The sequence below is a fragment of the Nostoc sp. CmiVER01 genome (genome assembly GCF_034531135.2).
GTDB lineage: Bacteria > Cyanobacteriota > Cyanobacteriia > Cyanobacteriales > Nostocaceae > Nostoc.
Window position 1 is genome coordinate 150,731 of sequence record NZ_JAVRBU020000002.1, and the last position, 25,667, is coordinate 176,397.

Sequence of the window (25,667 nt, forward strand, 5' to 3'; positions counted from 1 at the left end):
CCTTTTTAGGAATACACTCTAATCACTGCGGAGAATAGCAGACTGCACAATTGCCTGAGCATCTAATACCAGTAATATTTCTTCTTGTTGCACAACGCATCCACATAAATAAGGAACTAAACTAGATGCTACTTGTCCTATAGGAGAATGAATATCATCAGAGATAAACTTAGTCGTACCTTTTATTTCTTGCACAACTAAACCTAACACCAATGATTCTACTTGGATAATGATTGCACTGTATTGTCGCAGTCGATAATCTAGAGATTCTAAATTGAGCATTCGTGGCAAATCAACAACCCAAATTATCCGACTCCGCCAATTCATTAATCCTAATATACAGGAGGGCATATTAGGCATTGAGGTTACAGATTCAATAGGTACAATAATTGCTTCTTGCGTATGTTTCATTGATAAAACAGCAGCAGTTTGTTGATTTAGCTGAAACTTCAGATAACCATCTACTAAATTATTTTGGGTTTCTTTTGAAGGAAGTGTAATGTTTATACTAGTCATTGATTTAAATTACCACTGATTTAATAGTACGTAGCAAAAGTTCACGAGTATAAGGTTTAGTTATATAGGCATCTGCACCTTGTCTCATTGCCCATAAACGATCAATTTCTTGATTTTTGGAACTACAAATTACAATTGGTACTTTTGCTGTAATCGGATTTCTTCTTAGATAACGGCACAATTCAAATCCGCTCATTTCTGGCATTACTACATCAGTAACAATCGCATCTGGTTTTTCTAATACAGCTTTTTCTAAACCTTCTTTTGCACCACTTGCCTTAATTACGTTGTAACCACTTTCTTTTAAATAATGGCTCATTAACTCTAATTCGCTGGGAGAATCTTCTACAATCAAAATGGTGCCAAGTAAAGTCAGACTCACTATTAAATCTCCTAAACAAATAAATTAAGTATATTAGCATTTTTATTAGAATTCAGGAGTCAGAACTCAGAATGGAATTAGCATAGCTTGTTAGTAGCTTACTAACTTCCTCAAGTTTAAATTTTAATTCTGAAGTCTCACCATATTCCAAATCATTTGAAAGAATTAGATAATAACGACATTCTTCTAAAGAACCTTGTGCAATGTTTAAAAAACGTCCTTTATCTGCTAATCCTTTTTTCTTAAATCCCTCTGCTATATTTGCTGGTATAGAAATTGCTGCCCGTCTAAATTGAGAGGTAAGCCCATATATTTCTGATTTAGGAAAGTTAGCAGTAAATGGATACACTAATAAAATAAATTGATGTGCTTTCTGCCAAACTATCAAATCTTGAAATGTCTTTGCTGGCTGTCTCATTCCTTCTAACTCCTGAATTCTGACTCCTGAATTCTGACTTTTAAATTAACCAAGATGTTTATAAACCATTTTTAGCAATTCTGATTGTGTAAAAGGCTTAGTCAAGTATCCTGACGATCTGACTATTTTCGCCTTTGCTCTATCGATAAATCCTGTTCTACCAGTAACCATAATGATAGGTGTATGTTTAAAAGCTGAATGTTTCCGTAATAAGGAACATAGCTCGTAGCCATCTAAACTTGGCATCTCAACATCTAGCAAAATCAGGTCGGGTTTACTCCGAAGAATTTGCATTAAAGCCTTCACAGGATCGTTGATCATCACAACTGTAAATGTGTTTTCATCCAAAAAATGTTTGATGGAATTTAAAACTGTTTGGCTATCATCAATGCAGGCAATTGTATATAGTTTTTTACCAGCAGGTAGCTGAGTAGTTTTATAATTTTCAGGAAGATCAAAATTGATTGGTAACGGAAACTTTTGCCCAATTTTTATTTGCAGTTGTGGCTGAACTTGAGACGGTTGTATTTTAGACAAAACTTGGGAACCCCCACCAGCCGGAATTGATGACTGGATATTTTGCCGATTTCGTAACTGCTTTTGACAATGTTCAACAAGTAATCGTAAATCCAGGTGACAGAACTTTGGTAATTCATCCAAAGAGCTTTCTGGGCTGAATTCATAGCTACCTTCTTTTAAACATAGAAATGATTCCAGTACTTCTTTTGCTAATTCGTCTATCAGGCTTGCTGCTTGCACAGAGGTGATATAGTCCTGATTTACTAACCAACAAATAGCTTGGTAATCCGCATTGGGTATTGATTGATGTTCATTCTTCGTTTCAAACATCAGCCGCATCTGCACACGAGCGGCGCTGTTAAGAGCAGGAATTTGCTGGCTCAAGCGCCGCAAGTGACTGTCAAGCCGCTCAAACAGTTTATCTGAATAGGAGGCATAAGTAAGTTTACCGTCCTCTAGATAAATTGACCAAGAAACTATTCCAGTAAATATGTTTAAGCACCCTGTAACACGCCGACTGGTTAATTGTGCCAACAGAGATAGCGGATGTAGTTTCTGGAACAACCTGTAGCTACCTATAGGAGTTGTGCTCATTTTGCTTTTACTTCAGCTAAATTCGATACGTGTAAGCTAAATTCGTACAGAGTTATTCCAGAATTGAGATCAAGTAAAAAGCATCAGACTTTTGGATTTTCAAGTACATCAGCTTATTTCTAGATTTAGTGGTGAAACTCAACGAAAACAGCATCATTTTGAAATGATCAAATCTCAGTAAATTCGTAAATTATTATTAATTTACTTACTGTTACTGAGATTTACAGACATTTTTGGACAATTAAGACATAAAAATGTCAAGACTAGATGAAGCCACTTTCCATTGAGTAACCCCAATCTGACTACAGGAATAATACTGATTTTGTAGATAGGGATATATTTGAACTTCTGTATTTACACTGAAGTGAACTCTATTTTTTAAGCAGATAGAACTAGATGAAGCCACTTTGCATCGAGTAACTTCAACTTGACCACAGTAATAACACTGGTTTATTGATAATAGTAAATTGATTTTTTTATATGTTTTAGTTTCATGAACAGAGATATAAGGCTTACGCGAAATATCTCTCAAACTCTCATTTCTTCATGTCGCGCCAGTTGCTAAAGATCGGGCAAGATCCCTGTAAGGGCGCACTGGCTTCTCTGCGCCTCTGCTGTAGCCTGCGGCAAGCTCTCTAGGTTCTTGGGTGATACTCATTCGCCCTCGGCGTTCTTCTGTGCGAGATGCTGCGCGTTGGGGGAAGCCTCTCGTAGAGATAGCGGTTCGTTCCCTTATTTTTATTCACAACTCATTTAGGATTGCTATATGGAGAACGAACAATTTTTCTTACCTTACCATCGCTCTTAGAGGTTACATAGATTTCCCCTTGTTCGTCTACCCCAAACCTCACATCAGAACGTTTACTACCAACGATTTCTAGAAAAGAAGCTTCTTTTTGACCATCAAAGAGTCTAAGTTCTTTAATCTTTGCCTGTTTACCATTAACAAGTTCATTTACAGGTACATGAAAAAAACGTCCATCGTTGCCAAAATCTGCAAAAATATATTGACCTACTAATTCAGGAATGGCTTTACCTCTATAAACATAACCGCCTGCGATCGCAACCGCATAAGAACCTTTCCAATCAGCAGGTTTATCATGGTCATATTGAGCAACTGGATATGTGTAACCATACTTGGCATCATCTTGAGGTAAAGGAAATAGAACATTCTGATTCTTTTCATTTATCACCCACCTTCCCTCACGATTCCCCCATCCGTAGTTGGCGCCTTTGCTCCCAAGATTGATTTCTTCAATCAAAGCTTGACCGATATCAACAATTAACATTTTGCCTTCGCCACCTGTATCCCAACTAAAACGATGGGGATTACGTAACCCATAAGCCCAAATTTCCCCTAAAGTTTGGCGGTTATTATCCTGAGCAAAAGGATTATCTTTAGGGATGCCGTACTTACCATTAGCGCTGTTCCTACCAAAAGGATCTATACGTAGAATTTTTCCTAGAGGTGTACTCAAGTCTTGTCCATTATCTAGAGGATCTGTATTGCTGACAGGAAAGCCGTCACTTCCTCCGTCTGCTGTAGCAATGTACAACATTCCATAATCAACATCTCTAGGTTTAGAATTAGGATTAAAGCCCAATTGCCCGACATTATGGTCTGGATATGGCTGTTCAATCCGCAGAATTTCTCGAAAAGTTCCAGAAAAAGTATTAGCAGCAGGATTAGTAGTTTTCCATTCTAGAACTACGTCATGGTGAGAACTTTCGATGATTTTACCTGTCCTATCAATAATCTTTTTTCTCACAGGAAAATCAGGAATGGATTTATTTTTGTCTTCACTGTGTACAGTATAAAAAATTCCATTTTGCCTAAATTCTGGATGGAAAGCGAAATAAGAGAAACCTTGTTGAGTGCTTTTATCACTGAAACTTAAAGATAGTAATCGCTGTAAATCCATGTAAACTGAGGCTTGATTATTTTTAATTACATAGAGTTTGCCACGCATATCATTGACGAATAACCTGCCACTACCATCACCTGTATTGGCTAACAGATTCAATCTTGCGATTTTCTCTTGCCTTGGCGCTATAACACTTTTGGGTATTTGTACAACTTCTTGTATACCTACGGAAATCTGTGATTTTTCAATCTTTTCAGGAATGGGGTCTGTAATTTGAGCTGAAGAAATATTAGAAAACACTAAGTTGAAAAGCAAGGCTATACAGATACCAATTGAAAAGTATAATTTTTTCATTATTCAGTTATTAATAGATTTTAGTTTATGGAATCTAGATTTATTAAGAATATAAAACTAGCCTCAATTCCCGTAACTATGGGAATTAGTATTATCTTGATGAGTATTTTGTACCCTTGTCAAGGGGAAAGAACTAAGACTAAATTAGTATCATTAAATACAATAAATACACGTATTCAAGACTCGCATCAGCAGAATGCAAGTATAACTGTTACTGAATGGGGTAAAGCTAAAAATGGTCAATTAGTAAACCTTTTGACCTTAATTTATCGTCATACTACCACACATAAGTTTTATATAAAACAAGATAATTTACAAAGTATTCTTGAGAAGGATACTCAAGTTGAAAGAATTGCTATAAATTTAAAATTTACAGAAGGGCCGCTTTGGCATCAAGATGGTTTTCTACTATTTAGTGATATTCCTGCTAATACAATTTATCAATGGCAACCTCATCAAAAATTGCAGATTTTCCGCAGTCCATCTGGTAATGCTAATGGCAACACCTTTGACCTTCAAGGGCGTTTAATTACTGCCGAACACGCTAACCGTCGTATATCTCGTACAGAGAAAAATGGCAAATTAGTCACACTTGTTAGCCATTACCGAGGAAAACGACTTAATAGCCCAAATGATTTAGTAGTGAAATCAGATGGAAGTATCTACTTCACAGATCCACCCTATGGTATTAAACCACAACAAAAAGAATTAGGTTTTTATGGTGTTTATTGTCTTACATCAGATGGGAAATTAACTCTATTAGCTAAAGATTTTGTCCGTCCCAATGGCATCACCTTTTCTCCTGATGAAACCAAACTATATGTAAATGATTCTGAAGCAGGCTATATCCGTGTCTTTGATGTTAATTCCGATGGTCTTTTGAAAAATGCACGTATTTTTGCCCAACAGAAATATCCTGGGAAAGAAGGGGTTCCAGATGGAATGAAAGTAGATATCAAAGGAAATGTTTATAGTACAGGGCCTGGAGGAGTGTGGGTTTTCTCACCCGTAGGCAATCTACTAGGTATCATTGAAGTTCCAGAAGTTCCAGCTAACTTGGCGTGGGGAGACAATGATTATAAAACTTTGTACATCACGGCGAGAAATAGCTTGTATCGTATTCGCCTTAAAAACCCAGGTGTTCGACCAGGAAAGAGTTTCGCGCAGCGTATTTGATAAAATGAGCCTAGAAAATTGACAAAATAAAGAATCTACAAAAAATATCATAAACTCATTGTTTTTTAGAAAATACAATATGTTTACGACAATTTATATTTTATTTATCGCGTGATTAAGGTATTTATGTCAATGGCAATTATCTGTCATTAACGAAAAACAACTAGTTACTGCACAGAATAACTACTAGCCTAGATCAGGCAATTCGATTTATTAGAAATGCGGATGAAAGGACTTGAACCTTCACTCCTCTCGGAACTAGAACCTAAATCTAGCGCGTCTGCCAATTCCGCCACATCCGCATCAGTTTACTATCATACCATGAGAAATTATTTTTGGGAATAGGGAGTGGGGAATGGGGAATGGGAAGCAATACTTTTCGGATAAACCTAATAATCTCTCTTTTGGTCTGGGAAAAGGTTAAAGGGCAAAGGTAAATTCAAATCCTTTCCCTTTCCCCTTTAACCATTTCCCCTCTTAGTGAACTCTTTCCCCTCTGCTCCCTGCTCCCTACCCCTCTGCCTCTTCTCCATGCCCAATTACATAACCGCAACACGAGGCAGACGATGCTTAAACCCACAGAGAATTTCCCAAGAAATAGTGTTTAGTTGTTCTGCCCAATCGTCTGCTGAAATTTTTTCTTTTCCCTGTTCCCCTAGCAAGGTGACTATTTCCCCTTCTTGGATATTAGGTATAGCACTCACATCCAGCATCAACTGATCCATTGTAATTGCCCCAATTTGCGAAACTCGCTGACCGCGAATTAACACCTGCATTTTGTTGGAAAGGTTACGAGGCACACCGTCAGCGTAGCCAATTCCGACGACGGCGAGGCAAAGTTCACGCGGGGCAATAAATTTATGCCCGTAACTAACACCTGTTCCTGCGGCAATTGTTTTAACTTGGGTGACTCTTGCCTTAAGTTGCAACACCGATTTGAGATTGATCGCATTTTGTAAATGGGTTGCTGGGTAAAGTCCGTAAACTGCTAAACCGACTCGCACAATGTCGTAGTGCAATGCCGGATTTGTCAATGCAGCAGCTGAGTTTGCCAAGTGCAAGCAGGGTGGCTCAATTCCCATTGCTTTGATTTGAGCGATCGCTTCCTCAAATCGTCTATGCTGTTCTTCCATTGCCGTAGTATCAGGATCATCTGCTGTTGCCAAATGAGAATAAATACTGGCAATAGATAGATGTGGTAAGCGCTGTACTAATTGCACAAATTCACCAGCTTGCTGCCAATTAGTTCCCAACCTAGACATTCCCGTATCTAATTTGATGTGTACGGGTATGGCAGAATCATAGTTTATGGATTCTAGAGTATCAGAAAATACTAAAGCTTGTTTAGGACTACAGAGTGTGGGCTGAAGTTTCCAATGTGCGATCGCATGAATCTGCTCTGGTGTATGAGTTGCTCCTAAAATCAAAATGGGTGCTTCAATCCCACCTTCTCGCAATTGAATAGCTTCTGGAACTGTAGCGACTCCCAGCCAACTTGCTCCCGATTCGATTGCAGTTTGGGCGACTGTTATTGCTCCATGCCCATAAGCATCAGCTTTTACTACTGCCATCAACTCAGTACGCGGCGATAAAAACTGTATCAATTGCTTTACATTGTACGACAACGCCTCTAAGTCAATTTCTACCCAGGCTCGTTGCGAAAACCACTCATAGGTGTCGCACTGCTGATTAGGAACTACACCAGGGATTTGTTTACGACTTAACATTTGTACTGACTCCTATCCCACCACGGCTAAACTTCCAAGTTATCCATATACGCTTACTAAAGCGAGATCAGATTAAATAGGAAGTGTAACCTTCATATTGGAATGGATACAAGATGTTGCGGTAGTAAAGTAAAAATTAAGAATTATCAGTTGGGAGCAAAGCCAAGGACACTCCTTACTTCTCAACTTCTTACTCATAACTTAATTGCCGAATTATTCCGAAAGTATAATTTATTCTCATCTCCCTAGTAGGATGTATTTGTGTTAACATTTATGTAAAGCTAATACCCTGAGCGCAGATAAATGGGGAAGGTTTTAGTCTTAAACGCCTCTTACGAACCTCTCAATATAACGAGTTGGCGTCGTGCTGTGGTTCTTTTAATTAAGGGCAAGGCAGAACGCGTGGAACATAACGGCAAATTCCTATACTCGGATTTTCCGTTGCCGACCGTAATCAGGTTGCGTCATTACGTGCGTGTTCCTTATAAAGAAATTCCTCTGACTCGTCGAAATATATTGCACCGTGACGGTCATGCGTGTCAATACTGTGGTTATACAGGGGATGAGTTGACCCTAGACCATGTAATACCGCGATCGCGCGGCGGGGGTGATACCTGGGAGAACATTGTGACCGCTTGTGTGCGTTGCAATGTCAAAAAAGGCAGTCGAACTCCCCATGAAGCTCACATGCCTTTACGTCATCCTCCTCGCCAACCTTATAGCAGTCTCTATTTCGAGGTCAGTAAACATCTTAAGAGTGGACTGCATACAGAGTGGCAAAAGTATGTTATAGGGCTTTGAGCAAAAAAAGCAGAGGAGCAAAGGAGAAAGAAGAAACATCTTTTTGTTTTGAGACAGTGCCAATAAATTTAGTTATCGATTGTTGAAAAATTGATGGCTATATAGCTTGCAACGAATGAATGCGATCGCGTCTTGCAAACAGGCGCAATATCTCAACGCTCAAGCCTCTACATTTATGTATGGGGCTTGCTCCCTAGCTTATGTCTTCTTGCACTAGTACAAGTTGGCGGAAATAAACCTACTATTTCATTACAGCCAGAAAGCCCAAAATTATAGGTTTTTGACGTTTTGACTTTTGACTTCCGCCTTGTGGTACAGGCTTGGCTCTAAATTATCAGAATTTTCAAAGGGGATAAAAAACACGCATTGTTCAATAAAATAATTGTTAATTGCTCAATACTCACAAAAATGAGAGTATTGAGCATAAAAAAATTTCAAATATCAAGGAGTAGACCTAAAGTATAAGATAGAAATTATACCCTAAGTCAGATTAAAATCCCACTCATTGAATTTAGAAAGACAAAAAAAGCTCCTTAAACAGATTTATGCTGTCAGATAAAGCCCTATATACTAAACTTTTTTGTTTCCAGCACCTACAGACCTAAGAGTGGAATTTACGTCATTATTGGTCATTGTTGAGCGCTGCTGTGACTGACAAAAATATACTTAGATGTATAGTGCAATGTTCTGAGATTTTTGCGAAGATCAAAATAATGTGGCTAAATTCAGTGAATTGCTGATTATAGTATTTCTGAATTAAAGGAGCCTCACACTTTAAAAAAGTTCCCTATGTACTTGAATTCTCCCGTTACTCAGTTTGAGAGTTTGTCATCGATCACAGAGCCAAACCCAGAGGAACCTGAAATAGAGAAAACGCCAGTGGAAGTTTCATTTAAAACTCCGTCATTACCGCCATCGGTAGGCGATGGAGCTATATATCTTAATAACCGTAGTAATTCCCTGGCACAACAAAAGTCAGAAGAACTGCAAAGAACCCTTCTGGCACACCGACACGATCGCCAACTGGTAATTCTGCAAGATTTTCCCGATCCTGATGCCCTTTCCTGTGCCTGGGCTTATCAGTTAATAGCCCAGCAATATGATATCAAATGTGAAATCATTTATGCTGGCGCATTAAGTCATCAAGAAAATATTGCCTTGGTAAGGTTGACTAATTTACCTATCCAACGCTGGACGCCGCAAACCTTGAAAACCAAGGATTTGTCATGTTATCAAGGTTTTGTCTTAATTGATAACCAGGGAACCACTTCACAGCTACTCTCAGCAGTGCAGCAGGCTAAAATTCCTCTAGTAGTCCTCATTGACCATCACAGTATCCAAGGCGATCTGCAATCAGAGTTTGAGGATATCCGCCCTTATGTCAGAGCGACGGCAACCATTTTTACCCAATACCTGCAAACGGGATTATTAGCATTAGATAGCAGCATAAATCAACACGTCAAATGTGCAACTGCTTTGATGCACGGCTTGCGATCGGATACAAATCGGCTCATGCAAGCGCAAGAAGAAGACTTTATGGCAGCTGCTTATTTAAGCCGATTTTATGATGCCCAACTGCTAAACGCCATTTTACAGGCGAATCGTTCCAAGCGGGTAATGGATGTGATCGAGCGATCGCTAAAAAATCGCATCGTCCAAAATAACTTTTCCATCGCTGGTGTTGGTTACTTACGCTACGAAGACCGTGACGCCATCCCCCAAGCGGCTGATTTTCTCGTCACCGAAGAAAACGTTCACACCGCCGTAGTTTACGGCATTGTTCACGATGAAGACGAAGAACTAGAAATAGTCATTGGCTCCCTGAGAACCAGCAAACTTACCCTTGACCCCGATGAATTCATCAAAGAAGCCTTTGGACAAGATAGTGCAGGGCGCTTTTTCGGCGGTGGAAGAACAAGCGCAGGCGGCTTTGAAATTCCAATGGGCTTCTTATCTGGCAGCAACGAAAATTCCGCTTATGCGAAAATGAAATGGGAAGTATTCGACGCTCAAATTAAGCAAAAACTGCTGAGGTTGGTTAATCCTAGAGATAATCCGATTCAGTCGGAGTAGAGGGAGAAGGAGATGAGGAGAACTCCTAACTCATGCTGGAGTCAAAGTGTTTGGTTATATGAGCGCGTTATTATGATCCTAAATAAAGCAGCGCATATATTATTATGTACCAACTCACTTTGACTATTCCAGAAGAAACTATATTGGCTCTCAATGTAAAACCAGAACAGCTACAAGGTGAAGTTCTTCTCGCTGCTGCTATGAAGTTATATGAACTTGGCAAACTCTCTTCAGGAGCAGCAGCTAATTTAGCGGGTATTCCCAAAGTTGTATTCCTTTCACAACTAGCAAAATATGACATCAACACCTTCAAACTCACTGAGGCTGAACTGATTGAGGATCTAGCTCGTGCCTGATGTGATTGTTGATACTTCAGCAGTGCAATATCTCTACCAGCTTAACTTATTTGATTTGTTATCTAATTTGTATAGTCAAGTAATTATTCCACCTGGTGTGGCTTTTGAGATAGCGCAAGGGCTTGCTCTTGGTGTTTCGCTACCTAACTTGAATACTTTTACATGGGTAAAAACTGTTCCTGTCTCTGCCGAGTAACTAATTCCTACTTTACCCAATTTCAGTAGTTGAACCTGCTTCTGAGTCACCTAATCGTAACTAGAACACCTAACGCCGCGTTGCATCGGACAGATCGCATATCAACGAATACGTAATAATGATTAAGATTAGGATAGATTAATTCACACCAAACGTCAATCCTAACAACGTCAATCCTAACTAAGTACGGGTTACGACCCGCTACGCTAATAAAATTCAAAGTATGGAACTATACTTAATTCGTCATGGCATTGCCGAAGACAAGGGATTAGGCATCAAGGATGAGGAGCGCAGCCTTACCAAGGAAGGAAGGCAAAAAACTGAGAAAGTTGCCCAGAAACTTGTTAAATTGGGTTTAAGCTTTGACTTGATTCTTACCAGCCCCTTAGTGCGGGCCCGCCAAACGGCTGAAATCCTGATAGCAGAAAAACTAAGCTCCAAATTAGAGGAATCTAGCCACCTCGCCCACGATGGTCAAATTTCTAGTTGGCTAAAAGACTGGTTAGAGCCAAGAAATTATTCCCAAAATACCCAACTGGCACTGGTTGGACACGAACCTGATTTGACCAATTGGGCGGAAATTCTTCTATGGGGCGAAGTAAAAGGAAGCTTAGTCTTGAAAAAAGCAGGTATGATTGGGATAAAACTACCAGAAACAGGTTCTCCTCTGGGTCGGAGTCAGATGTTTTGGTTGACACCACCCAAGTACCTGCTATAACAGTTTTTCAACATTTCCAATTGTTGTTAGAAGGGCTACTGTTATAGCGACAATAATTTCTGGTAAGTTAGCTTGATCAGATATTTCATAAAGCGAATGGTGGTGCCATGATGGTGTGCGAATACAAGCCTGGTTTAGAAGGCATTCCCGCCGCCCAATCAAGTATCAGCTATGTTGATGGGCAAAAGGGAATACTAGAATATCGTGGCATCCGGATTGAGGAACTAGCAGAGAAAAGTACATTCCTAGAAACTGCTTATCTCTTAATCTGGGGCGAACTGCCAAGCAAGGAAGAATTGAACGCATTTGAGCATGAAGTTCGTTATCACCGCAGGATAAAGTACCGCATTCGGGACATGATGAAATGCTTTCCTGAAAGCGGTCACCCAATGGATGCGCTGCAAGCCTCTGCTGCTGCTTTAGGCTTGTTTTATTCGCTCCGGGATTTACATAATCCTGCTTACATTAGGGATTCAGTGGTGCGCCTGATAGCTACCATTCCCACAATGGTAGCAGCGTTCCAACTGATGCGGAAAGGCAATGACCCGGTACGTCCCCGTGATGACTTAGATTACTCCGCCAATTTTCTATACATGCTCAACGAGCAAGAACCCGATCCTTTGATGGCGCGGATTTTTGATATCTGCTTGATACTTCAGGTCGAGCATACAATGAATGCTTCCACTTTTAGTGCCAGGGTGACAGCTTCCACCTTGACTGATCCTTACGCTGTGGTTGCTAGTGCCGTGGGAACTCTGGGAGGGCCTCTACATGGTGGAGCCAATGAAGAAGTAATTCAGATGTTGGAAAAAATTGGTTCTGTAGAAAATGTCCGTCCCTACATAGACCATTGTCTGCAAACTAAATCTAAGATTATGGGCTTTGGACATCGTGTGTATAAAGTAAAAGACCCACGAGCCATAATTTTACAAGGACTAGCGGAACAGCTCTTTGAAAAGTTTGGGCATGACAAATTCTATGATATTGCCCTAGAAATGGAACAAGTGGTAGGAGAAAAACTCGGTAGCAAAGGAATTTATCCAAATATTGACTTTTACTCAGGTTTGGTGTATAGGAAGATGGGAATTCCTACAGACTTGTTTACGCCAATATTTGCGATCGCTCGCGTTGCTGGTTGGTTAGCTCACTGGAAAGAACAACTAGCAGAAAACCGGATTTTCCGTCCTACCCAGGTTTACAACGGTCGGCATGAAGTTACTTATACCCCCATTGACCAACGGTAAATGGGCAGGGCGCAGGGGAAAATGAAGAAGGAGAGGGCAGGGGGCAGGGGGAAAAGGGGAAACTTTCTCGCCGGCAAAGCGCACTTTGCCCCAATTCCTCTTTTCCATCCTCCCTGCCCCCTGCTCCCTGCCCCCTTGCTTCTTCTCTTGTCCCCTCATCTTCTCAATAGCAATCTCAATGCCAACCATAAGTAGAAGTTCTCATCTCGCTTCAGGGTGCTCAAACCATCCAACGATATACTAGGCATGGGAATTAGCAACAAATCTTCAATCAAGCGTCATCTGGGCAAAAATTAAAAATGCGTGAATTTACAGGTATTAATTCAACTAATAGTTGTAATTCACTATGACTCGATGTCTTAAAGAGTGGAAACATGAACTCAGGAATTGACCTCCAAGGAACTTTTATTGAATCCCTCCGGGATTTAGGTTTACCAGCAGGAACAGCCAAAGCGATTTGGATGCCACTGCCAATGATACTGATGCTGATTGGGGCAACAGTGGGGGTATTAGTTGCTACCTGGCTAGAGCGAAAAATTTCCGCCGCCGCACAGCAGCGAATTGGCCCAGAATACCAAGGGCCTTTTGGGTTGCTGGTACCTGTGGCTGATGGTTTGAAGTTGGTATTTAAAGAAGATATAGTACCAGCCAAATCTGACCCTTGGCTGTTTACTCTTGGGCCAATTATTGTTGTGATTCCGGTGTTTCTATCATTCCTGATCGTCCCTTTTGGGCAGAACATCGTAATTAGCAATGTGGGCATGGGCGTATTCTTGTGGATTGCCTTGTCAAGCATTCAACCCATTGGTTTATTAATGGCTGGCTACGCATCTAATAATAAATACTCCCTCTTAGGGGGGTTGCGGGCAGCAGCGCAATCTATTAGCTATGAAATTCCTTTGGCACTGGCGGTATTAGCGATCGCTATGATGTCTAACAGCCTCGACACCGTTGATATTGTCAATCAGCAGTCTGGTTACGGCATTCTGGGCTGGAACATTTGGCGACAACCAATCGGTTTCCTAATCTTTTGGATAGCCGCCCTAGCTGAATGCGAACGATTACCCTTTGACTTACCAGAAGCGGAAGAAGAAATCGTCGCAGGCTATCAAACTGAATACTCAGGTATGAAATTCGGTCTTTTCTACCTGGGTTCTTACGTTAACTTGATCCTTTCTTCCTTACTAGTAGCAATTCTCTACCTGGGCGGTTGGGACTTTCCCATTCCCCTCAACCTCATCGCTGGTTGGTTGGGAGTCAGTGAACTAAATCCCGTGTTCCAGATAGTAACTGCTGCTTTGGGGATTACGATGACCGTGTTCAAAGCCTATTTACTAGTGTTTGTCGCCATCCTGTTGCGCTGGACAGTGCCACGGGTACGGATTGACCAACTGTTAGATTTAGGATGGAAGTTTTTGTTGCCAGTTGGCTTGGTTAATCTTCTATTAACCGCCGCCCTGAAACTAGCCTTTCCCTTCGCCTTCGGTGGTTAGTCATTAGTCATTAGTCATTAGTCATTAGTACAAATGACTAATGACCAAGGACAAAGGATAAAGGACAAATAACGCTGATAGCTTAAAAAGAGAGATTGATACACAATGCTAAAGTTCCTGAAACAAGTTGGTGATTACGCCAAAGAAACAGTACAAGCTGCGCGTTACATTGGTCAGGGACTTTCTGTCACCTTCGATCACATGCGGCGGCGTCCAATTACCGTACAGTATCCTTACGAGAAACTGATTCCTGGCGAAAGGTTTCGCGGTAGAATTCACTTTGAATTTGATAAGTGCATTGCCTGCGAAGTCTGTGTTCGCGTTTGTCCAATTAACCTGCCTGTAGTAGATTGGGAATTCGATAAAGCCAGCAAAAAGAAAAAACTCAATCACTACAGCATTGACTTTGGAGTTTGTATCTTTTGCGGTAATTGTGTGGAATTTTGCCCCACTAACTGTCTATCTATGACAGAAGAGTATGAGCTTTCCACTTACGATCGCCATGAATTGAACTTTGACAACGTAGCGCTAGGTCGTCTGCCCTACAAGGTAACAGATGATCCAATGGTTACACCACTGCGCGAACTAGTTTACCTACCCAAAGGCGTCCTCGAACCACATGGACTACCCGCAGATGCACCGCGTGCTGGTGCGCGTCCAGAAGACCTGGTAGAACAAACGGAAAAATAAATGTAATTTGTCATTTGTCCATTGTCATTTGTCCTTTGTTATTTGACCAATGACTAATGACCAATGACTAATGACCAATGACTAATGACCAATGACTAATGACTAAGGACAAAAAACAGTGAATCTAGCGGAAGGAGTACAGTTTGTATCGCTTGGCATATTAGGCGTGATGATGATTGGGGCGGCCATTGGTGTAGTGCTGTTCTCCAACATCGTCTATTCTGCCTTTTTGCTGGGGGGTGTCTTCATCAGCATTGCGGGAATTTACCTGTTGCTAAATGCTGATTTTGTTGCAGCTGCACAAATACTGATTTACGTTGGGGCGGTTAACGTGTTGATTTTGTTTGCCATTATGTTGGTGAACAAGCGGGAGAGTTTTGTAGCATTTCCCAACTCTTGGGTGCGGAAAGTATTAACAGGTTTAGTCAGTGTAGGATTGTTCGGTCTTTTAAGCACGATGGTGCTGGCTACTCCTTGGGCTTACTCAGCCGCTCCTGTGGCGGGTGGCGAAAGTTCTATAGTTTTAATTGGAGAACATTTCTTCACTGACTTTCTACTGCCTTTTGAACTGGCTTCTATTTTGCTGCTGATAGCAATGGTAGGAGCAATTATTTTGGCACGCCGCGAGTATTTGCCAGACCTGTTGACACCATCCAAACTGGGGCAAACTGTTTTGACTTTGCAAGAACGTCCCAGAGAACTAGTATCAACAACCAGCGAAACAAAAGAGTAATATTTGCGACCTGGGTCGTAGATAAATAGCCAGATTTTTCAGGAGGGATATTCAGATTCATGCAACTCCAGTACTTTTTATTACTAGCAGCAGCTTTATTCTGTATCGGCATCTACGGTTTAATTACTAGCCGCAACGCTGTGCGGGTGCTGATGTCAATTGAGTTACTGCTCAATGCTGTTAATCTGAATTTAATGGCATTTTCCAACTTCCTCGACTCAACATTAATTAAGGGTCAGGTTTTCACAGTGTTTGTGATTACCGTGGCCGCAGCCGAGGCGGCGGTGGGTTTAGCGATCGTGCTTGCCATTTATCGCAACCGTGATACCGTCGATATGGAGCAGTTTAATCTCCTGAAATGGTAATTGTGCGTGCAACTCAAGCAGGTAATTATTGCTTATAAAGCACGGGATGCCCGGAGTAAACAATGGGCAGAAATCTGTGCTAAACAACTAGAAAGCCGCGAGTGCCAGGTGTTGATGGGGCCTAGCGGGCCGAAAGACAACCCCTATCCTGTCTTTTTGGCTTCGGCGGCTCAACCAATTGATCTCGCCTTGGTACTCGGTGGCGATGGTACTGTTTTAACTGGTGCCAGACATTTAGCCCCAGCTGGCATCCCGATTCTGGGAGTGAATGTGGGAGGTCATCTGGGGTTTTTAACTGAGTCGGTGGAAGAGTTTCAGGATACTGAGAAAGTTTGGGATCGACTGTTTGAGGATCGCTATGCTATCCAACGACGGATGATGTTACAAGCTGCTGTATATGAGGGTCACGGGTCTAATTTAGAACCAGTTAGTGAGCATTATCTGGCTCTGAATGAGTTTTGTGTTAAACCTGCTTCCGCAGATCGAATGATTACTTCAATTCTGGAAATGGAAATTGACGGTGAGGTAGTCGATCAGTATGTCGGGGACGGGTTGATTATTTCCACTCCCACAGGTTCTACAGGTTACACCGTTTCTGCTAATGGGCCAATTATGCATGATGGTATGGAGGCGATTACCATCACTCCTATTTGTGCAATGAGCCTTTCTAGTCGTCCCCTGGTTTTACCCCCTGGTTCTGTGGTGAGTATTTGGCCTTTGGGGGATTATGATTTGAGTACCAAGCTGTGGACAGATGGGGTTTTAGGGACTTCAATTTGGCCGGGACACCGCGTTGATGTGCGGATGGCAGATTGTCGGGCTAAATTTATTATTTTGCGCGAGAACAATTCCTACTATCAAACGTTGCGGGAGAAGTTGCTTTGGGCTGGTACAAGGGTTCACTACAGCAATAATCACCGTAATTAATTAAGTATTTTAGAGTGCATTTACCGCAGCGATCGCATATTGCAATTAGATCACCGCAAGCATCGCAACCAAAATCATCCCAAGCCCCTGGATTCATCCGGGGGCTTTCTGCCCTAATTTAGACTTTCTTTTCTGATATGACTTGTATTTATAGCGTACATCAAAGGAAAATTTTGTATCTTATTGCCAGATTTTTTCGGAATTAATGTCCATAATAAAAGCACTCTACCTCTAATCCGAGAGAGTAAAAAAGCTGTCTAGAGGTTCTTTCATCAAAAACCGTCTCAATCACACTTCAACACATTAATGCATAATGTGAGCTATTTGTATATTACCTAAATCCTAGTAGAATATTTTCGCAAATCTAAGTAGGAAGATAGATGGAAGTTTCTGGATGCAACATCAATTACCAACTGAATCCTCCTGCCCCCCTTGAAGATTTCCCCGTCCTTCAAACTGAAAAATATACCCTACGCCTGGCATCAACCAAAGAAGAATTAGAATCAATTTTTCGGTTGCGCTTTGAAGTTTTTAATCTGGAACTAGGCTTGGGATTTTTTGCTTCTAACTTTACCAAGATGGATATAGATAAGTTTGATGCGGTTTGCCATCATTTAATCCTAATCTCCAAACAAACGGGTAAAACTATTGGAACTTATCGGATGCAAACCTATACAATGGCTTCTCAAAGACTAGGCTTTGATGCTGCCGATATATTTAATCTTAATGCGATTCCCAATTCTGTGCTTCAAACATCAGTTGAAGTTGGACGTGCATGTATAGCTAAAGAATACCGCAATATTCAGGCACTTTTACTACTCTGGGAAGGATTGGCAAATTATCTCATTTGGAGTAAAAACCAATATTTTTTTGGCTGTGCATCATTATTAACACAATGCCCTTCAGAAGCTACTTGCACTTATGATTATTTTCAGCAAAATGGCTTGATGCATCCAAGTATTTTGGTTTATCCAAATTCACGATTTTGTCTAAAAATGCCTCATAAATGTCCAGATTCTTTCAATGTTGAAATACCTAAAATTTTGCAAGCATACTTAAATATTGGAGCTAAAATATGCAGTATTCCAGCTATTGATCGGCAGTTTAAAACTATTGATTTTTTAACTATATCTAATGTTGCAGAGTTTGCCAGATGGCGTTATCCAAATCCTTTCAAAAAACCCTTACCACTGAGGGTTTGTCACGATTAATGCCACTGCTGCCGTGTTATCCAAGGGACGTGAGAAAAAATATCCTTGTCCACATTCACAGTTCAACTTTCTCAAAAATGCTAGCTGCTCTTTTGTCTCCACTCCTTCGGCAGTCACATCCATACCTAATTTGTGTGCTAGTGTGATAATTATCTCAATAATTTCTAAATTCTTGCCATTAGCATCTATCGGGCTGACAAAGGAACGGTCAATTTTCAACACACTAATCGGAAAGTTATGGATACGGCTTAAGGAAGAATAGCCTGTACCGAAATCATCAATTGATAACTTAATGCCCATCTTACGAAGTTCTGAGAGTGCAGCATTTGCCTCATGGCCATTCTCCATAATTGCACTTTCAGTAATTTCTAACATGAGACTGCCAGCATCAAGACCAGTCGAGTCCAAAATTTCTCCAATCTGCTCAATTAAATCCGGTTGAGAAAATTGCTTGACTGAAAGATTGACGCTGATTTTCTCTAATGAGTTTGTCTGATGGCTCACCTGCCAGCTTCGCATCTGGCGGCACGCCTCATGTAATGCCCAGTAGCCAACCTCGACAATCAGTCCGCTTTCTTCTACTAGGGGAATAAAATCTGTTGGAGAAATCAAACCACGCTCTGGATGGTTCCAGCGCAGCAGAGCTTCAAAGCCTGAAAGTTTGCCATTAGCGAGGGAAACAATTGGTTGGTAATAAAGCTGAAACTCGTGGCGTTCGATCGCTCGCCGTAGATCGTTCTCTAACTGCAATCTGACCAGAGCTTTAATATACATTTCTTGGTTGAATAGTTCATAGCGAGCTTTGCCCAACGCCTTGGCTCGGTACATAGCCGTATCAGCGTCCCTCAACAAGTTTTCTGGTTGGTCATAGTCTAATGTCGAACTTAAGGCGATGCCAATACTTGCCGTTGTAAATACTTCTTGTCCGTCAAGTTCAAGGGGTAATGTCAATTCTTGTTGAATTCGTTCAACTACTTTGATGGCTTCTGACACATTCTGGAGTTCGTCAAGCAGGATTGTAAATTCGTCTCCCCCAAGTCGTGCGGCTATATCCGTGGAGCGTATACATACTTCTAATCTATTTGCAATAGCAATTAGAAATTGGTCTCCTTTTAGGTGTCCGAGACTGTCATTGATCACCTTAAACCGATCCAGGTCGAGAAATAGTACAGCAAATAAATAATTCTTCTGTCGCTTGGCTCGCTGGAGTGTGTGTTTTAAGCGCTCCATAAAGAAAGCTCGGTTTGGTAGACCTGTCAGTGCATCGTGAAACGCATTATATCGTAACTGTTCTTCTACCTGCTTCCGCTCATTAATTTCAGCTTCTAATTGTCTGTTAACTTCTAAGAGTCCAGCAAATGAATCTCGTAATTGAGTAGCCATTTGATTATGAGCCTGAGCAAGAACTCTTAGTTCGTTAATACCCTCTACTGTAACGGTTTGGTCTAATTTCCCACTAGCAATTTCTTTAGAGGCAAAGCTCAAACAGAGAATTGGTTGAGTAATCCAATGAGAAGTAATCACTCCTATGGCTATAGCTAATATCAACGCCCCTAAACACAGCAAAATAGTGGTTTGGGTGTTGGCTTCGATATGCTCCATAAAGTCGGCTTCTGGAACCACCACAATAATCACCCAATTTAGCCCACAGTCAGCTGTAAAGGGCATTAACTGTACAAATTGCCGCTTTTGATCAATTTCAAATTCTAGCTGTTGACTAGAAGAAATGTTTCTAAAAGTACCAAATTTTGACTGCAAATACTGTGTTGTTAGATGAGTGATCCGATCGCTACTAGCGATCGCTCTAAGCCGTTTAGATGTCTTTTTTCCTCCCTCATTATTCAAGATAAAAGGTTGCTCTGGCGTTGAAGTTGCTACCAAATCTCCAGAATGCTCGATAATAAATGTCTTTCCTGAGCGACCAATCTTTAAACTGTGCAAAAACTCACTTAGTTGCGAGAGAGATAACGTTGCATTCGTCACTCCAAGCAAGCCACCTGTCTGGTCATAAAGAGGTTTAGTTGCACTGAACGCTAGCCCTGATGAAGAAAAATATGAATAAATTTCTGTACAAGTCGTTTTACCTGCTTTGACAGCATTTGTGTACCAAGGGCGAGTGCGAGGATCAAAGGTTCGTTTAACTTGAAGTAATTTGACAATATTACCTTGATTATCAGTGGTGTAAGTATAGTAATTGTTACCCGTTGATTGATCTTTTCTTCGGATAACTAGTGAACCATCATTAAGGCGATCAACCGAATGAATATCTCCTTGTGTACTTGCAAAAGCGATCGGCTTTAAGGGTTTGAACAACTGCATTTGATGCCATAAATGGTGTTCTAAACTTTTTGTATTTTTTAAACTTAACTCACCAATATGGACAGAATTGGCATTCATCTGAGTTACCAGTTGGGGTATTTCTATGTAAGCGGTAAGATGTTGATGAATCCGAGCTGTAACTTCATTTTGCAGCTGAGTAGCAACATCATTAACAGCTTTCTGACCATTTTTTAGAGATAAAAATGCTGTTAAGCCTACAGCACTAGAGATTTGCAGCACGAAAGGCACTACAAGAGCTACACGGAGTGGCACTCTCAAGAACCCTTTTGGAATCGAACGCAAGAAATTCTGCTGTTGCATCTGTGCGATTTTAGCCTCCGATAGCTTAAAAGCAAGGTTTATCTTCTCTTGCCAAGGGAGTATTATCAATCTGCTGATACAGCTACTTTAAAATGCTACCTCAAATTCTAATCAGTTAATAATATCGCTCCTTCTACAGACTGTCCTGGATTGGAGGCAAAAAACAATCCTTCCTTCGCCCTTAAGCAATGCTCTTTTCACCGGGTAGAGAATTGAGAACTATAATCAGCAAAGCGATCGCTCAATGCACGGTAGCTGTAGAGTTGGCTTACTACAAATGCGGCTACACTTAGTGTATTTTACACTTCATTGATATCTAAGTTTTAAAACTAAATCCAGTTTTGCGAGATTTGATACAACCTTGTCCAATTCTTTTCGTAATTAATGAAGAAGAGGTATTGATTGCCAATCTTCCCAATTAAATAAAAGTACGGTTGGCGATGTTTAACAAATAGGCTTTGCTTGAAGTCTTAGCAATGTCTAGGATGAAGGTATTTGCGACACCTTATCTAGTACGCTTAATTAGATGATTTGAGAAAACATTTTAGGAAACCCACTTATGCGCCATCTCAAATTTGCTCCGAGCTGGTTGCGATTTTTAATTATTTTCTTATTGACAATGGGTATATTGTTTCGCTATTTTAACCTTGATAGCAAAATTTACTCGTATGATGAAACTTATACTTCATTGCGGATTTCTGGTTACAGAACAACTGAAGTAAAACAACAAATTTTTAATAATCGTGTCATTACTAGAGAAAGCTTTGCCCAGTTTCAAGGTGTAAATCAACAAAAAAGCTTAAATGACACAATCATGAATTTAGCAAAAGAAGATCCTTACCATTCACCACTTTATTACATAATAGCCAGATTGTGGATGAACATATTTGGTAATTCGGTGACGGCGATTAGAAGTTTATCTGCCTGCATCAGTTTGCTGGTTTTTCCTTGTGTTTATTGGCTATGCCGAGAATTATTTAATGTACCATTATCGGTTCCTGGTGTAGCGATCGCACTCATAGCGATTTCTCCAATTCAACTAGTTTATGCCCAAGAAGCACAAGAATATATTCTCTGGTTAGTCACTATATTAATATCTAGTGCGTCTCTGCTGCGAGTAATGCGGCTGGAATCACAAGATAAAGATGAGCTAGCAAAAGAACAGAAACAGCCAGATTTATTCGCTATCTGGAGTATTTATGCAGTAACTTTAGCTATTAGCCTTTATACATGTCTTTGGAGTGCATTCGTAGCACTTGCTCATGGAATTTATGTAATTATCGCTGCCAAATTTAAGTTAACTGAAACTGTCAGAACTTATTTGTTAGTATCACTGGTAGGTTTTCTAGCTTTCATGCCTTGGATAACAATTGTGATGGGTGACTTTTTTCAATTTTTGCTTTCAGCAGATAAAACAAAAATTCAGTCATCTTTGATGCCTATATTTCCATTTTTGCTAATCCAGTTAAGCCGGATTTTTCTTGATATAGACCTTAGCCCAGCTAATCCTTTGAATTCTTTAATTACACCAATATTTTTAATTATTGTAGGATATTCAATTTGTTTTCTTTGTCTAACAACTAATTATAAAGTTTGGTTTTTTCTCATTACATTGATTTTAGTGCCAGCATTACCTCTAATACTGTCAAGTTATGGTAGCATACAATTATCCACTGAACCATATTTGCTACCATCTTATTTAGGAATCCAAGTAACTGTTGCTTACCTACTAGCTACGCAAATATATAATGAAAGCATATCACGCCGCAGCATTTGGCAAATAATCATGACATTGGTGATTATTTGTGGGCTGATTTCTTGTAAGGTGAGTTCCCAAGCAGAAACTTGGTGGAATAAGGGTATGAGTTATGGCAATCCACAAGTTGCCCGAATCATCAATCAGACGAGTAGTCCACTTTTGATTAGTGATGCTTTGGGTAATAATTATAGGAATGTTTTCTCTCTAAGCTATCTTTTGGAACCAAAAGTGCGATTTTTGTTGGTGAACAACCAACAAATCCTTAAAATACCTGATGGGTTTGCTGATGTATTTTTACTCAATCCTTCAGACAATTGGCGCGAAACAATAGAAAAAAATTATAACTTAAAGACAGATATTGTTTACAGCAATCAATATTATTCGGTCTGGAAATTGGTTAAATCTTCTAATTTGCGCCGACGTAATATTTCAAATAATAAGTTAGTTAGTTAGCCATTTCTAGCACAATATATTTAAGTTAAGGATTTTTTTTGGTATTTAAAGACGTTACATGGCAACATATCTACAAAAAATTTGGGGCTTAAATGAACTGTGTTGATTTATAGCGGTTCTCAGTTGAATAGGTACAGAACTTCACCCCCAACCCCTTAAGAGCAAGCGGGGAGCTTAGATTATTTGATTAGGAAAAGCCATATAGTGAGGCTATTTGATTCTCATTTAGCCCGCCTCAGAATTAATTTTGAGTTTGATACCGAAAGTCGTCTAAAAACAACTGAGAAAATGCAAGATTGTCTATAAGCGATCGCTAATTATTTTAAGTTGCTCTTGAGTATTAATTGGCTCTCGCGGTGCTGGTAATTCGGTGTTAGGCCAGCTAGGTAAATCATTACAGGGGCATAACAACGGCGGCATTCCGACGTTTCGCGCGGCTACTGGCATACTACAACGGCTGCAAGGTAGCATTTCCCACGCTGGTGTCAAAAGTTCAGCAATGGTTTCGTGTGTACCCTCTAGGTAACAATCACCCGATTCCGGTGAGAGAATTTTTTGCCAGCACTCTTCAAATTCTTCACTATAGCGATCGCCATTTAGCACCGATTGGGGCAAAAAGCTTGCCTTACCGTTGCTCGTAATCACTTTCTTACCCAACTGAAACCAGTAGGCAAGGTATCCTCTAACTTCTTGTTTGGTTGCCATATTACAATTTTAGATTTTAAATTTTAGATTTTGGATTAATTTGAATTAATAGTTAAGAATCTTGACTCCTCACTTCTCCTTTATTTGGCAATGGATAACCAAGCCTGCTGAGATTGAGAACATGACCACCTGTAACTAAATAAACAGTATTACTAAGTACACCTAGCTGGCGGACTAAAGAACCCAGGCGATCGCGGAACGCCCTTCCAAGAGGATAAGCTGGTATCACACCCCAACCAACCTCTTCTGCTACAAACACCATATCAGCAGCCACCAGATCCACCGTCTCTAACAACTCTGCAACGATGTTTTCCCAGCTAGACTCGTCCTCTTCTAAGAGATTCGCAACCCAAGTTCCTAAAGAATCAACTAAAAGACAGGTATAAGGTTTGGCATCAGCGAGGGTAGCAGACAGTTCCACAGGTACAGATAAAGTCACCCAGTCTTGGGGACGACGTTGTTGATGTTCTAAAATGCGTTGATGCCATTCTTCGTCATCTGGGTTATCGGTGGCTGTTGCTACGTAAATAACAGCTTTTTTTGACTGCATAGCCAGAGTTTCCGCCCATTCACTTTTACCAGATCGGGCTGGCCCTATTACTAAGATGATTTTACCCAAAGTTGTTTCCTGAATATTTTAACAATATGCTTACGGTTGTAATTTATCACCCCAGTTTTTTACTTTCTTGGCAAAATTTTTAGTTTCAAATAACTTTTAAGAGATAAAATTAGCACCAGCATCATTGATGTCAAAATTGGCAAAAGCCGAAAATCCCAACAACCCCATTCTTAATTATCCAACACCATCGGGGACAGCAAACCTTAGGATGTCTTTATGAACGCAGGCTTAAAACGCATAGAAGCAACTCTACATGATTTAGTGAATCGCGGCACTGCCTCTGCCGCCGAAGCTGGTGATTCGACAACAAAACGGCCTTTCTCCTTTAGAATCAGTGTCGGAGCCAACGAACCCACAGAAAGTACACAAACTCAATCTTCTCAAGAAGAACAAACAGTTGACACTGAGAGAGATTATCCTGCTGAACAAGATTTCTTTCCTCACCATGAGTCTGTGCAGACCTTTCAAGCACAAGAGGATGGTAGCAAAACACCTAGCCTACCCAAGTTGAAAACTCCGAGCTTTAGTAGCCATCGCCACGGAGCGAATCCAGGATTGGCGATGAATTTATTGCAAGAAATTCAGGAAACTGTCGCCGGTTGGCAAATAGAACTGCAAAATATTTTGAAGCAAATTCAGGATATTTACTTAGAAGGGCCAATTGTTAATGGCTGGTTAGAATCCAATCCCAAGGAACCAGAAGCAGGAGGAACTGCAACACTGCGCCATGCAGAAGTTGACCGCCTGATGAACTATGTAGAAGAAATTTGCGCCACTGGTGGGAAAGTATCTTATCAATCATCTATTACTGGCTACCGTCTCTGTGGTATAGACGATACTGGTAAAGTCTGGTCGCGTCCATGTCCAGCAGATCAGATTCCCAATGTTAGCATGGCGATCGCGCGTTACCAAAAGTTACGTCAACTGTTAGGACGCAAGCAATCTTTGGAAACCCGCCTGAGTCAACTGGCCCAAACACTTGTTGTTTTACACGGTCATATTCAACAAACGTAAAGTTTTAAAGATTAATTCCGAAGAAACTCGGTTGGTGGGTCGGTAATTTTTAGTTTAGATTAACTCTCAGCAGGTGTGCCTTGGATTTCAGATTTTTATCTAAAATCCCAAATCTAAAA

24 protein-coding genes and 1 tRNA gene are annotated in these 25,667 nt (G+C 40.6%); 15 read left to right on the forward strand and 10 right to left on the reverse strand.

Translation table 11 applies throughout. The features are described 5' to 3' along the window. Positions 1-18 precede the first annotated feature (18 nt). The 5 genes from RMZ43_RS03310 to RMZ43_RS03330 all read right to left on the reverse strand — a co-directional run bounded on the left by RMZ43_RS03310 (position 19) and on the right by RMZ43_RS03330 (position 4,648). On the reverse strand, positions 19-516 hold the full coding sequence (locus tag RMZ43_RS03310; protein WP_322647399.1) for a chemotaxis protein CheW: 498 nt from the start codon (positions 514-516) through the stop codon (positions 19-21). 4 nt (positions 517-520) lie between these two features. After that, the gene (locus RMZ43_RS03315) at positions 521-898 is read right to left on the reverse strand and encodes a response regulator transcription factor (RefSeq protein ID WP_322654648.1); all 378 of its coding nucleotides are present in this window, start codon (positions 896-898) and stop codon (positions 521-523) included. Between the two features lie 52 nt (positions 899-950). Beyond that, complete coding sequence (locus RMZ43_RS03320) at positions 951-1,316, reverse strand: four helix bundle protein (protein ID WP_322654647.1); 366 nt, start codon at positions 1,314-1,316, stop codon at positions 951-953. A gap of 45 nt (positions 1,317-1,361) precedes the next feature. Further along, on the reverse strand, positions 1,362-2,429 hold the full coding sequence (locus tag RMZ43_RS03325; RefSeq protein WP_322654646.1) for a response regulator: 1,068 nt from the start codon (positions 2,427-2,429) through the stop codon (positions 1,362-1,364). Between the two features lie 749 nt (positions 2,430-3,178). Continuing rightward, the gene (locus RMZ43_RS03330; protein ID WP_322654645.1) at positions 3,179-4,648 is read right to left on the reverse strand and encodes a PQQ-dependent sugar dehydrogenase; all 1,470 of its coding nucleotides are present in this window, start codon (positions 4,646-4,648) and stop codon (positions 3,179-3,181) included. A 27-nt stretch (positions 4,649-4,675) separates the two neighbouring features. On the opposite strand from RMZ43_RS03330, the gene RMZ43_RS03335 reads away from it, so the two are divergent. Further along, a complete protein-coding gene (locus RMZ43_RS03335) occupies positions 4,676-5,824 on the forward strand; it encodes an SMP-30/gluconolactonase/LRE family protein (RefSeq protein ID WP_322647404.1) in 1,149 nt (382 codons plus the stop codon). Between the two features lie 220 nt (positions 5,825-6,044). Here the strand turns inward: RMZ43_RS03335 and RMZ43_RS03340 are convergent. After that, a tRNA-Leu gene (locus tag RMZ43_RS03340) sits at positions 6,045-6,126 on the reverse strand. 237 nt (positions 6,127-6,363) lie between these two features. Then, a complete protein-coding gene (gene alr, locus RMZ43_RS03345; RefSeq protein WP_322647405.1) occupies positions 6,364-7,551 on the reverse strand; it encodes an alanine racemase in 1,188 nt (395 codons plus the stop codon). Positions 7,552-7,854: 303 nt separating this feature from the next. Here alr and RMZ43_RS03350 point away from each other — a divergent pair, with 303 nt between their 5' ends. From RMZ43_RS03350 to RMZ43_RS03405, 12 genes are all read left to right on the forward strand, one after another. After that, complete coding sequence (locus RMZ43_RS03350) at positions 7,855-8,352, forward strand: HNH endonuclease (RefSeq protein WP_069070622.1); 498 nt, start codon at positions 7,855-7,857, stop codon at positions 8,350-8,352. Positions 8,353-9,141: 789 nt separating this feature from the next. Continuing rightward, on the forward strand, positions 9,142-10,425 hold the full coding sequence (locus RMZ43_RS03355; RefSeq protein ID WP_322654644.1) for a DHH family phosphoesterase: 1,284 nt from the start codon (positions 9,142-9,144) through the stop codon (positions 10,423-10,425). Between the two features lie 104 nt (positions 10,426-10,529). Further along, positions 10,530-10,781 (forward strand): UPF0175 family protein, encoded by a 252-nt coding sequence (locus RMZ43_RS03360; RefSeq protein ID WP_322647408.1) that lies wholly within the window; start codon positions 10,530-10,532, stop codon positions 10,779-10,781. After that, on the forward strand, positions 10,774-10,977 hold the full coding sequence (locus RMZ43_RS03365; protein ID WP_322647409.1) for a hypothetical protein: 204 nt from the start codon (positions 10,774-10,776) through the stop codon (positions 10,975-10,977). Before RMZ43_RS03360 ends, RMZ43_RS03365 begins: the two co-directional genes overlap by 8 nt. Positions 10,978-11,200: 223 nt before the next feature. Beyond that, complete coding sequence (sixA, locus tag RMZ43_RS03370; protein WP_322647410.1) at positions 11,201-11,695, forward strand: phosphohistidine phosphatase SixA; 495 nt, start codon at positions 11,201-11,203, stop codon at positions 11,693-11,695. Positions 11,696-11,802: 107 nt separating this feature from the next. Beyond that, complete coding sequence (locus RMZ43_RS03375; protein WP_322647411.1) at positions 11,803-12,939, forward strand: citrate synthase; 1,137 nt, start codon at positions 11,803-11,805, stop codon at positions 12,937-12,939. 374 nt (positions 12,940-13,313) lie between these two features. Further along, positions 13,314-14,432: an NADH-quinone oxidoreductase subunit NuoH gene (gene nuoH, locus RMZ43_RS03380; protein WP_118168008.1), complete on the forward strand. Its 1,119-nt coding sequence runs from the start codon at positions 13,314-13,316 to the stop codon at positions 14,430-14,432. 105 nt (positions 14,433-14,537) lie between these two features. Continuing rightward, positions 14,538-15,122 (forward strand): NAD(P)H-quinone oxidoreductase subunit I, encoded by a 585-nt coding sequence (gene ndhI, locus RMZ43_RS03385; RefSeq protein WP_322654643.1) that lies wholly within the window; start codon positions 14,538-14,540, stop codon positions 15,120-15,122. A 118-nt stretch (positions 15,123-15,240) separates the two neighbouring features. Further along, on the forward strand, positions 15,241-15,855 hold the full coding sequence (locus RMZ43_RS03390) for an NADH-quinone oxidoreductase subunit J (RefSeq protein WP_322647414.1): 615 nt from the start codon (positions 15,241-15,243) through the stop codon (positions 15,853-15,855). Positions 15,856-15,914: 59 nt separating this feature from the next. Then, the gene (nuoK, locus tag RMZ43_RS03395; RefSeq protein WP_006199065.1) at positions 15,915-16,220 is read left to right on the forward strand and encodes an NADH-quinone oxidoreductase subunit NuoK; all 306 of its coding nucleotides are present in this window, start codon (positions 15,915-15,917) and stop codon (positions 16,218-16,220) included. Positions 16,221-16,226: 6 nt separating this feature from the next. Then, positions 16,227-17,147 carry an NAD(+) kinase gene (locus tag RMZ43_RS03400; RefSeq protein ID WP_100898810.1) on the forward strand — a complete coding sequence of 307 codons (921 nt, stop codon included), beginning with the start codon at positions 16,227-16,229 and terminating at the stop codon, positions 17,145-17,147. Positions 17,148-17,527: 380 nt separating this feature from the next. Next, the gene (locus tag RMZ43_RS03405) at positions 17,528-18,358 is read left to right on the forward strand and encodes a GNAT family N-acetyltransferase (protein WP_322654642.1); all 831 of its coding nucleotides are present in this window, start codon (positions 17,528-17,530) and stop codon (positions 18,356-18,358) included. Here RMZ43_RS03405 and RMZ43_RS03410 read toward each other — a convergent pair. Continuing rightward, positions 18,332-20,998, reverse strand: a complete 2,667-nt coding sequence (locus RMZ43_RS03410; protein ID WP_428850695.1) for an EAL domain-containing protein — start codon at positions 20,996-20,998, stop codon at positions 18,332-18,334. The two genes, RMZ43_RS03405 and RMZ43_RS03410, sit on opposite strands and share 27 nt — an antisense overlap. A 559-nt stretch (positions 20,999-21,557) precedes the next feature. On the opposite strand from RMZ43_RS03410, the gene RMZ43_RS03415 reads away from it, so the two are divergent. Next, positions 21,558-23,210 carry a glycosyltransferase family 39 protein gene (locus tag RMZ43_RS03415; protein WP_322654640.1) on the forward strand — a complete coding sequence of 551 codons (1,653 nt, stop codon included), beginning with the start codon at positions 21,558-21,560 and terminating at the stop codon, positions 23,208-23,210. A 300-nt stretch (positions 23,211-23,510) separates the two neighbouring features. Here RMZ43_RS03415 and RMZ43_RS03420 read toward each other — a convergent pair whose 3' ends face one another. Together RMZ43_RS03420 and cobU are read right to left on the reverse strand one after the other, a co-directional pair. Further along, the gene (locus RMZ43_RS03420; protein WP_322654639.1) at positions 23,511-23,915 is read right to left on the reverse strand and encodes a hypothetical protein; all 405 of its coding nucleotides are present in this window, start codon (positions 23,913-23,915) and stop codon (positions 23,511-23,513) included. Between the two features lie 52 nt (positions 23,916-23,967). Beyond that, positions 23,968-24,534, reverse strand: a complete 567-nt coding sequence (cobU, locus tag RMZ43_RS03425; protein WP_322654638.1) for a bifunctional adenosylcobinamide kinase/adenosylcobinamide-phosphate guanylyltransferase — start codon at positions 24,532-24,534, stop codon at positions 23,968-23,970. A gap of 216 nt (positions 24,535-24,750) precedes the next feature. Here cobU and RMZ43_RS03430 point away from each other — a divergent pair, with 216 nt between their 5' ends. Further along, positions 24,751-25,548, forward strand: coding sequence for a hypothetical protein (locus RMZ43_RS03430; RefSeq protein ID WP_322647419.1), 798 nt, complete (start codon positions 24,751-24,753; stop codon positions 25,546-25,548). Positions 25,549-25,667 lie beyond the last annotated feature (119 nt).

Bases quoted from the DNA above. Each gene is read 5' to 3' on its own strand.
- RMZ43_RS03335 (WP_322647404.1), top strand. From the start codon at position 4,676: ATGGAATCTAGATTTATTAAGAATATAAAACTAGCCTCAATTCCCGTA.
- RMZ43_RS03410 (WP_428850695.1), bottom strand. From the start codon at position 20,998: ATGCAACAGCAGAATTTCTTGCGTTCGATTCCAAAAGGGTTCTTGAGA.
- RMZ43_RS03350 (WP_069070622.1), top strand. From the start codon at position 7,855: ATGGGGAAGGTTTTAGTCTTAAACGCCTCTTACGAACCTCTCAATATA.
- RMZ43_RS03355 (WP_322654644.1), top strand. From the start codon at position 9,142: ATGTACTTGAATTCTCCCGTTACTCAGTTTGAGAGTTTGTCATCGATC.
- RMZ43_RS03330 (WP_322654645.1), bottom strand. From the start codon at position 4,648: ATGAAAAAATTATACTTTTCAATTGGTATCTGTATAGCCTTGCTTTTC.
- sixA (WP_322647410.1), top strand. From the start codon at position 11,201: ATGGAACTATACTTAATTCGTCATGGCATTGCCGAAGACAAGGGATTA.
- RMZ43_RS03320 (WP_322654647.1), bottom strand. From the start codon at position 1,316: ATGAGACAGCCAGCAAAGACATTTCAAGATTTGATAGTTTGGCAGAAA.
- RMZ43_RS03415 (WP_322654640.1), top strand. From the start codon at position 21,558: ATGCGCCATCTCAAATTTGCTCCGAGCTGGTTGCGATTTTTAATTATT.
- RMZ43_RS03325 (WP_322654646.1), bottom strand. From the start codon at position 2,429: ATGAGCACAACTCCTATAGGTAGCTACAGGTTGTTCCAGAAACTACAT.
- alr (WP_322647405.1), bottom strand. From the start codon at position 7,551: ATGTTAAGTCGTAAACAAATCCCTGGTGTAGTTCCTAATCAGCAGTGC.
- RMZ43_RS03375 (WP_322647411.1), top strand. From the start codon at position 11,803: ATGATGGTGTGCGAATACAAGCCTGGTTTAGAAGGCATTCCCGCCGCC.
- nuoH (WP_118168008.1), top strand. From the start codon at position 13,314: ATGAACTCAGGAATTGACCTCCAAGGAACTTTTATTGAATCCCTCCGG.
- ndhI (WP_322654643.1), top strand. From the start codon at position 14,538: ATGCTAAAGTTCCTGAAACAAGTTGGTGATTACGCCAAAGAAACAGTA.
- nuoK (WP_006199065.1), top strand. From the start codon at position 15,915: ATGCAACTCCAGTACTTTTTATTACTAGCAGCAGCTTTATTCTGTATC.
- RMZ43_RS03360 (WP_322647408.1), top strand. From the start codon at position 10,530: ATGTACCAACTCACTTTGACTATTCCAGAAGAAACTATATTGGCTCTC.
- RMZ43_RS03310 (WP_322647399.1), bottom strand. From the start codon at position 516: ATGACTAGTATAAACATTACACTTCCTTCAAAAGAAACCCAAAATAAT.
- RMZ43_RS03405 (WP_322654642.1), top strand. From the start codon at position 17,528: ATGGAAGTTTCTGGATGCAACATCAATTACCAACTGAATCCTCCTGCC.
- RMZ43_RS03430 (WP_322647419.1), top strand. From the start codon at position 24,751: ATGAACGCAGGCTTAAAACGCATAGAAGCAACTCTACATGATTTAGTG.
- RMZ43_RS03420 (WP_322654639.1), bottom strand. From the start codon at position 23,915: ATGGCAACCAAACAAGAAGTTAGAGGATACCTTGCCTACTGGTTTCAG.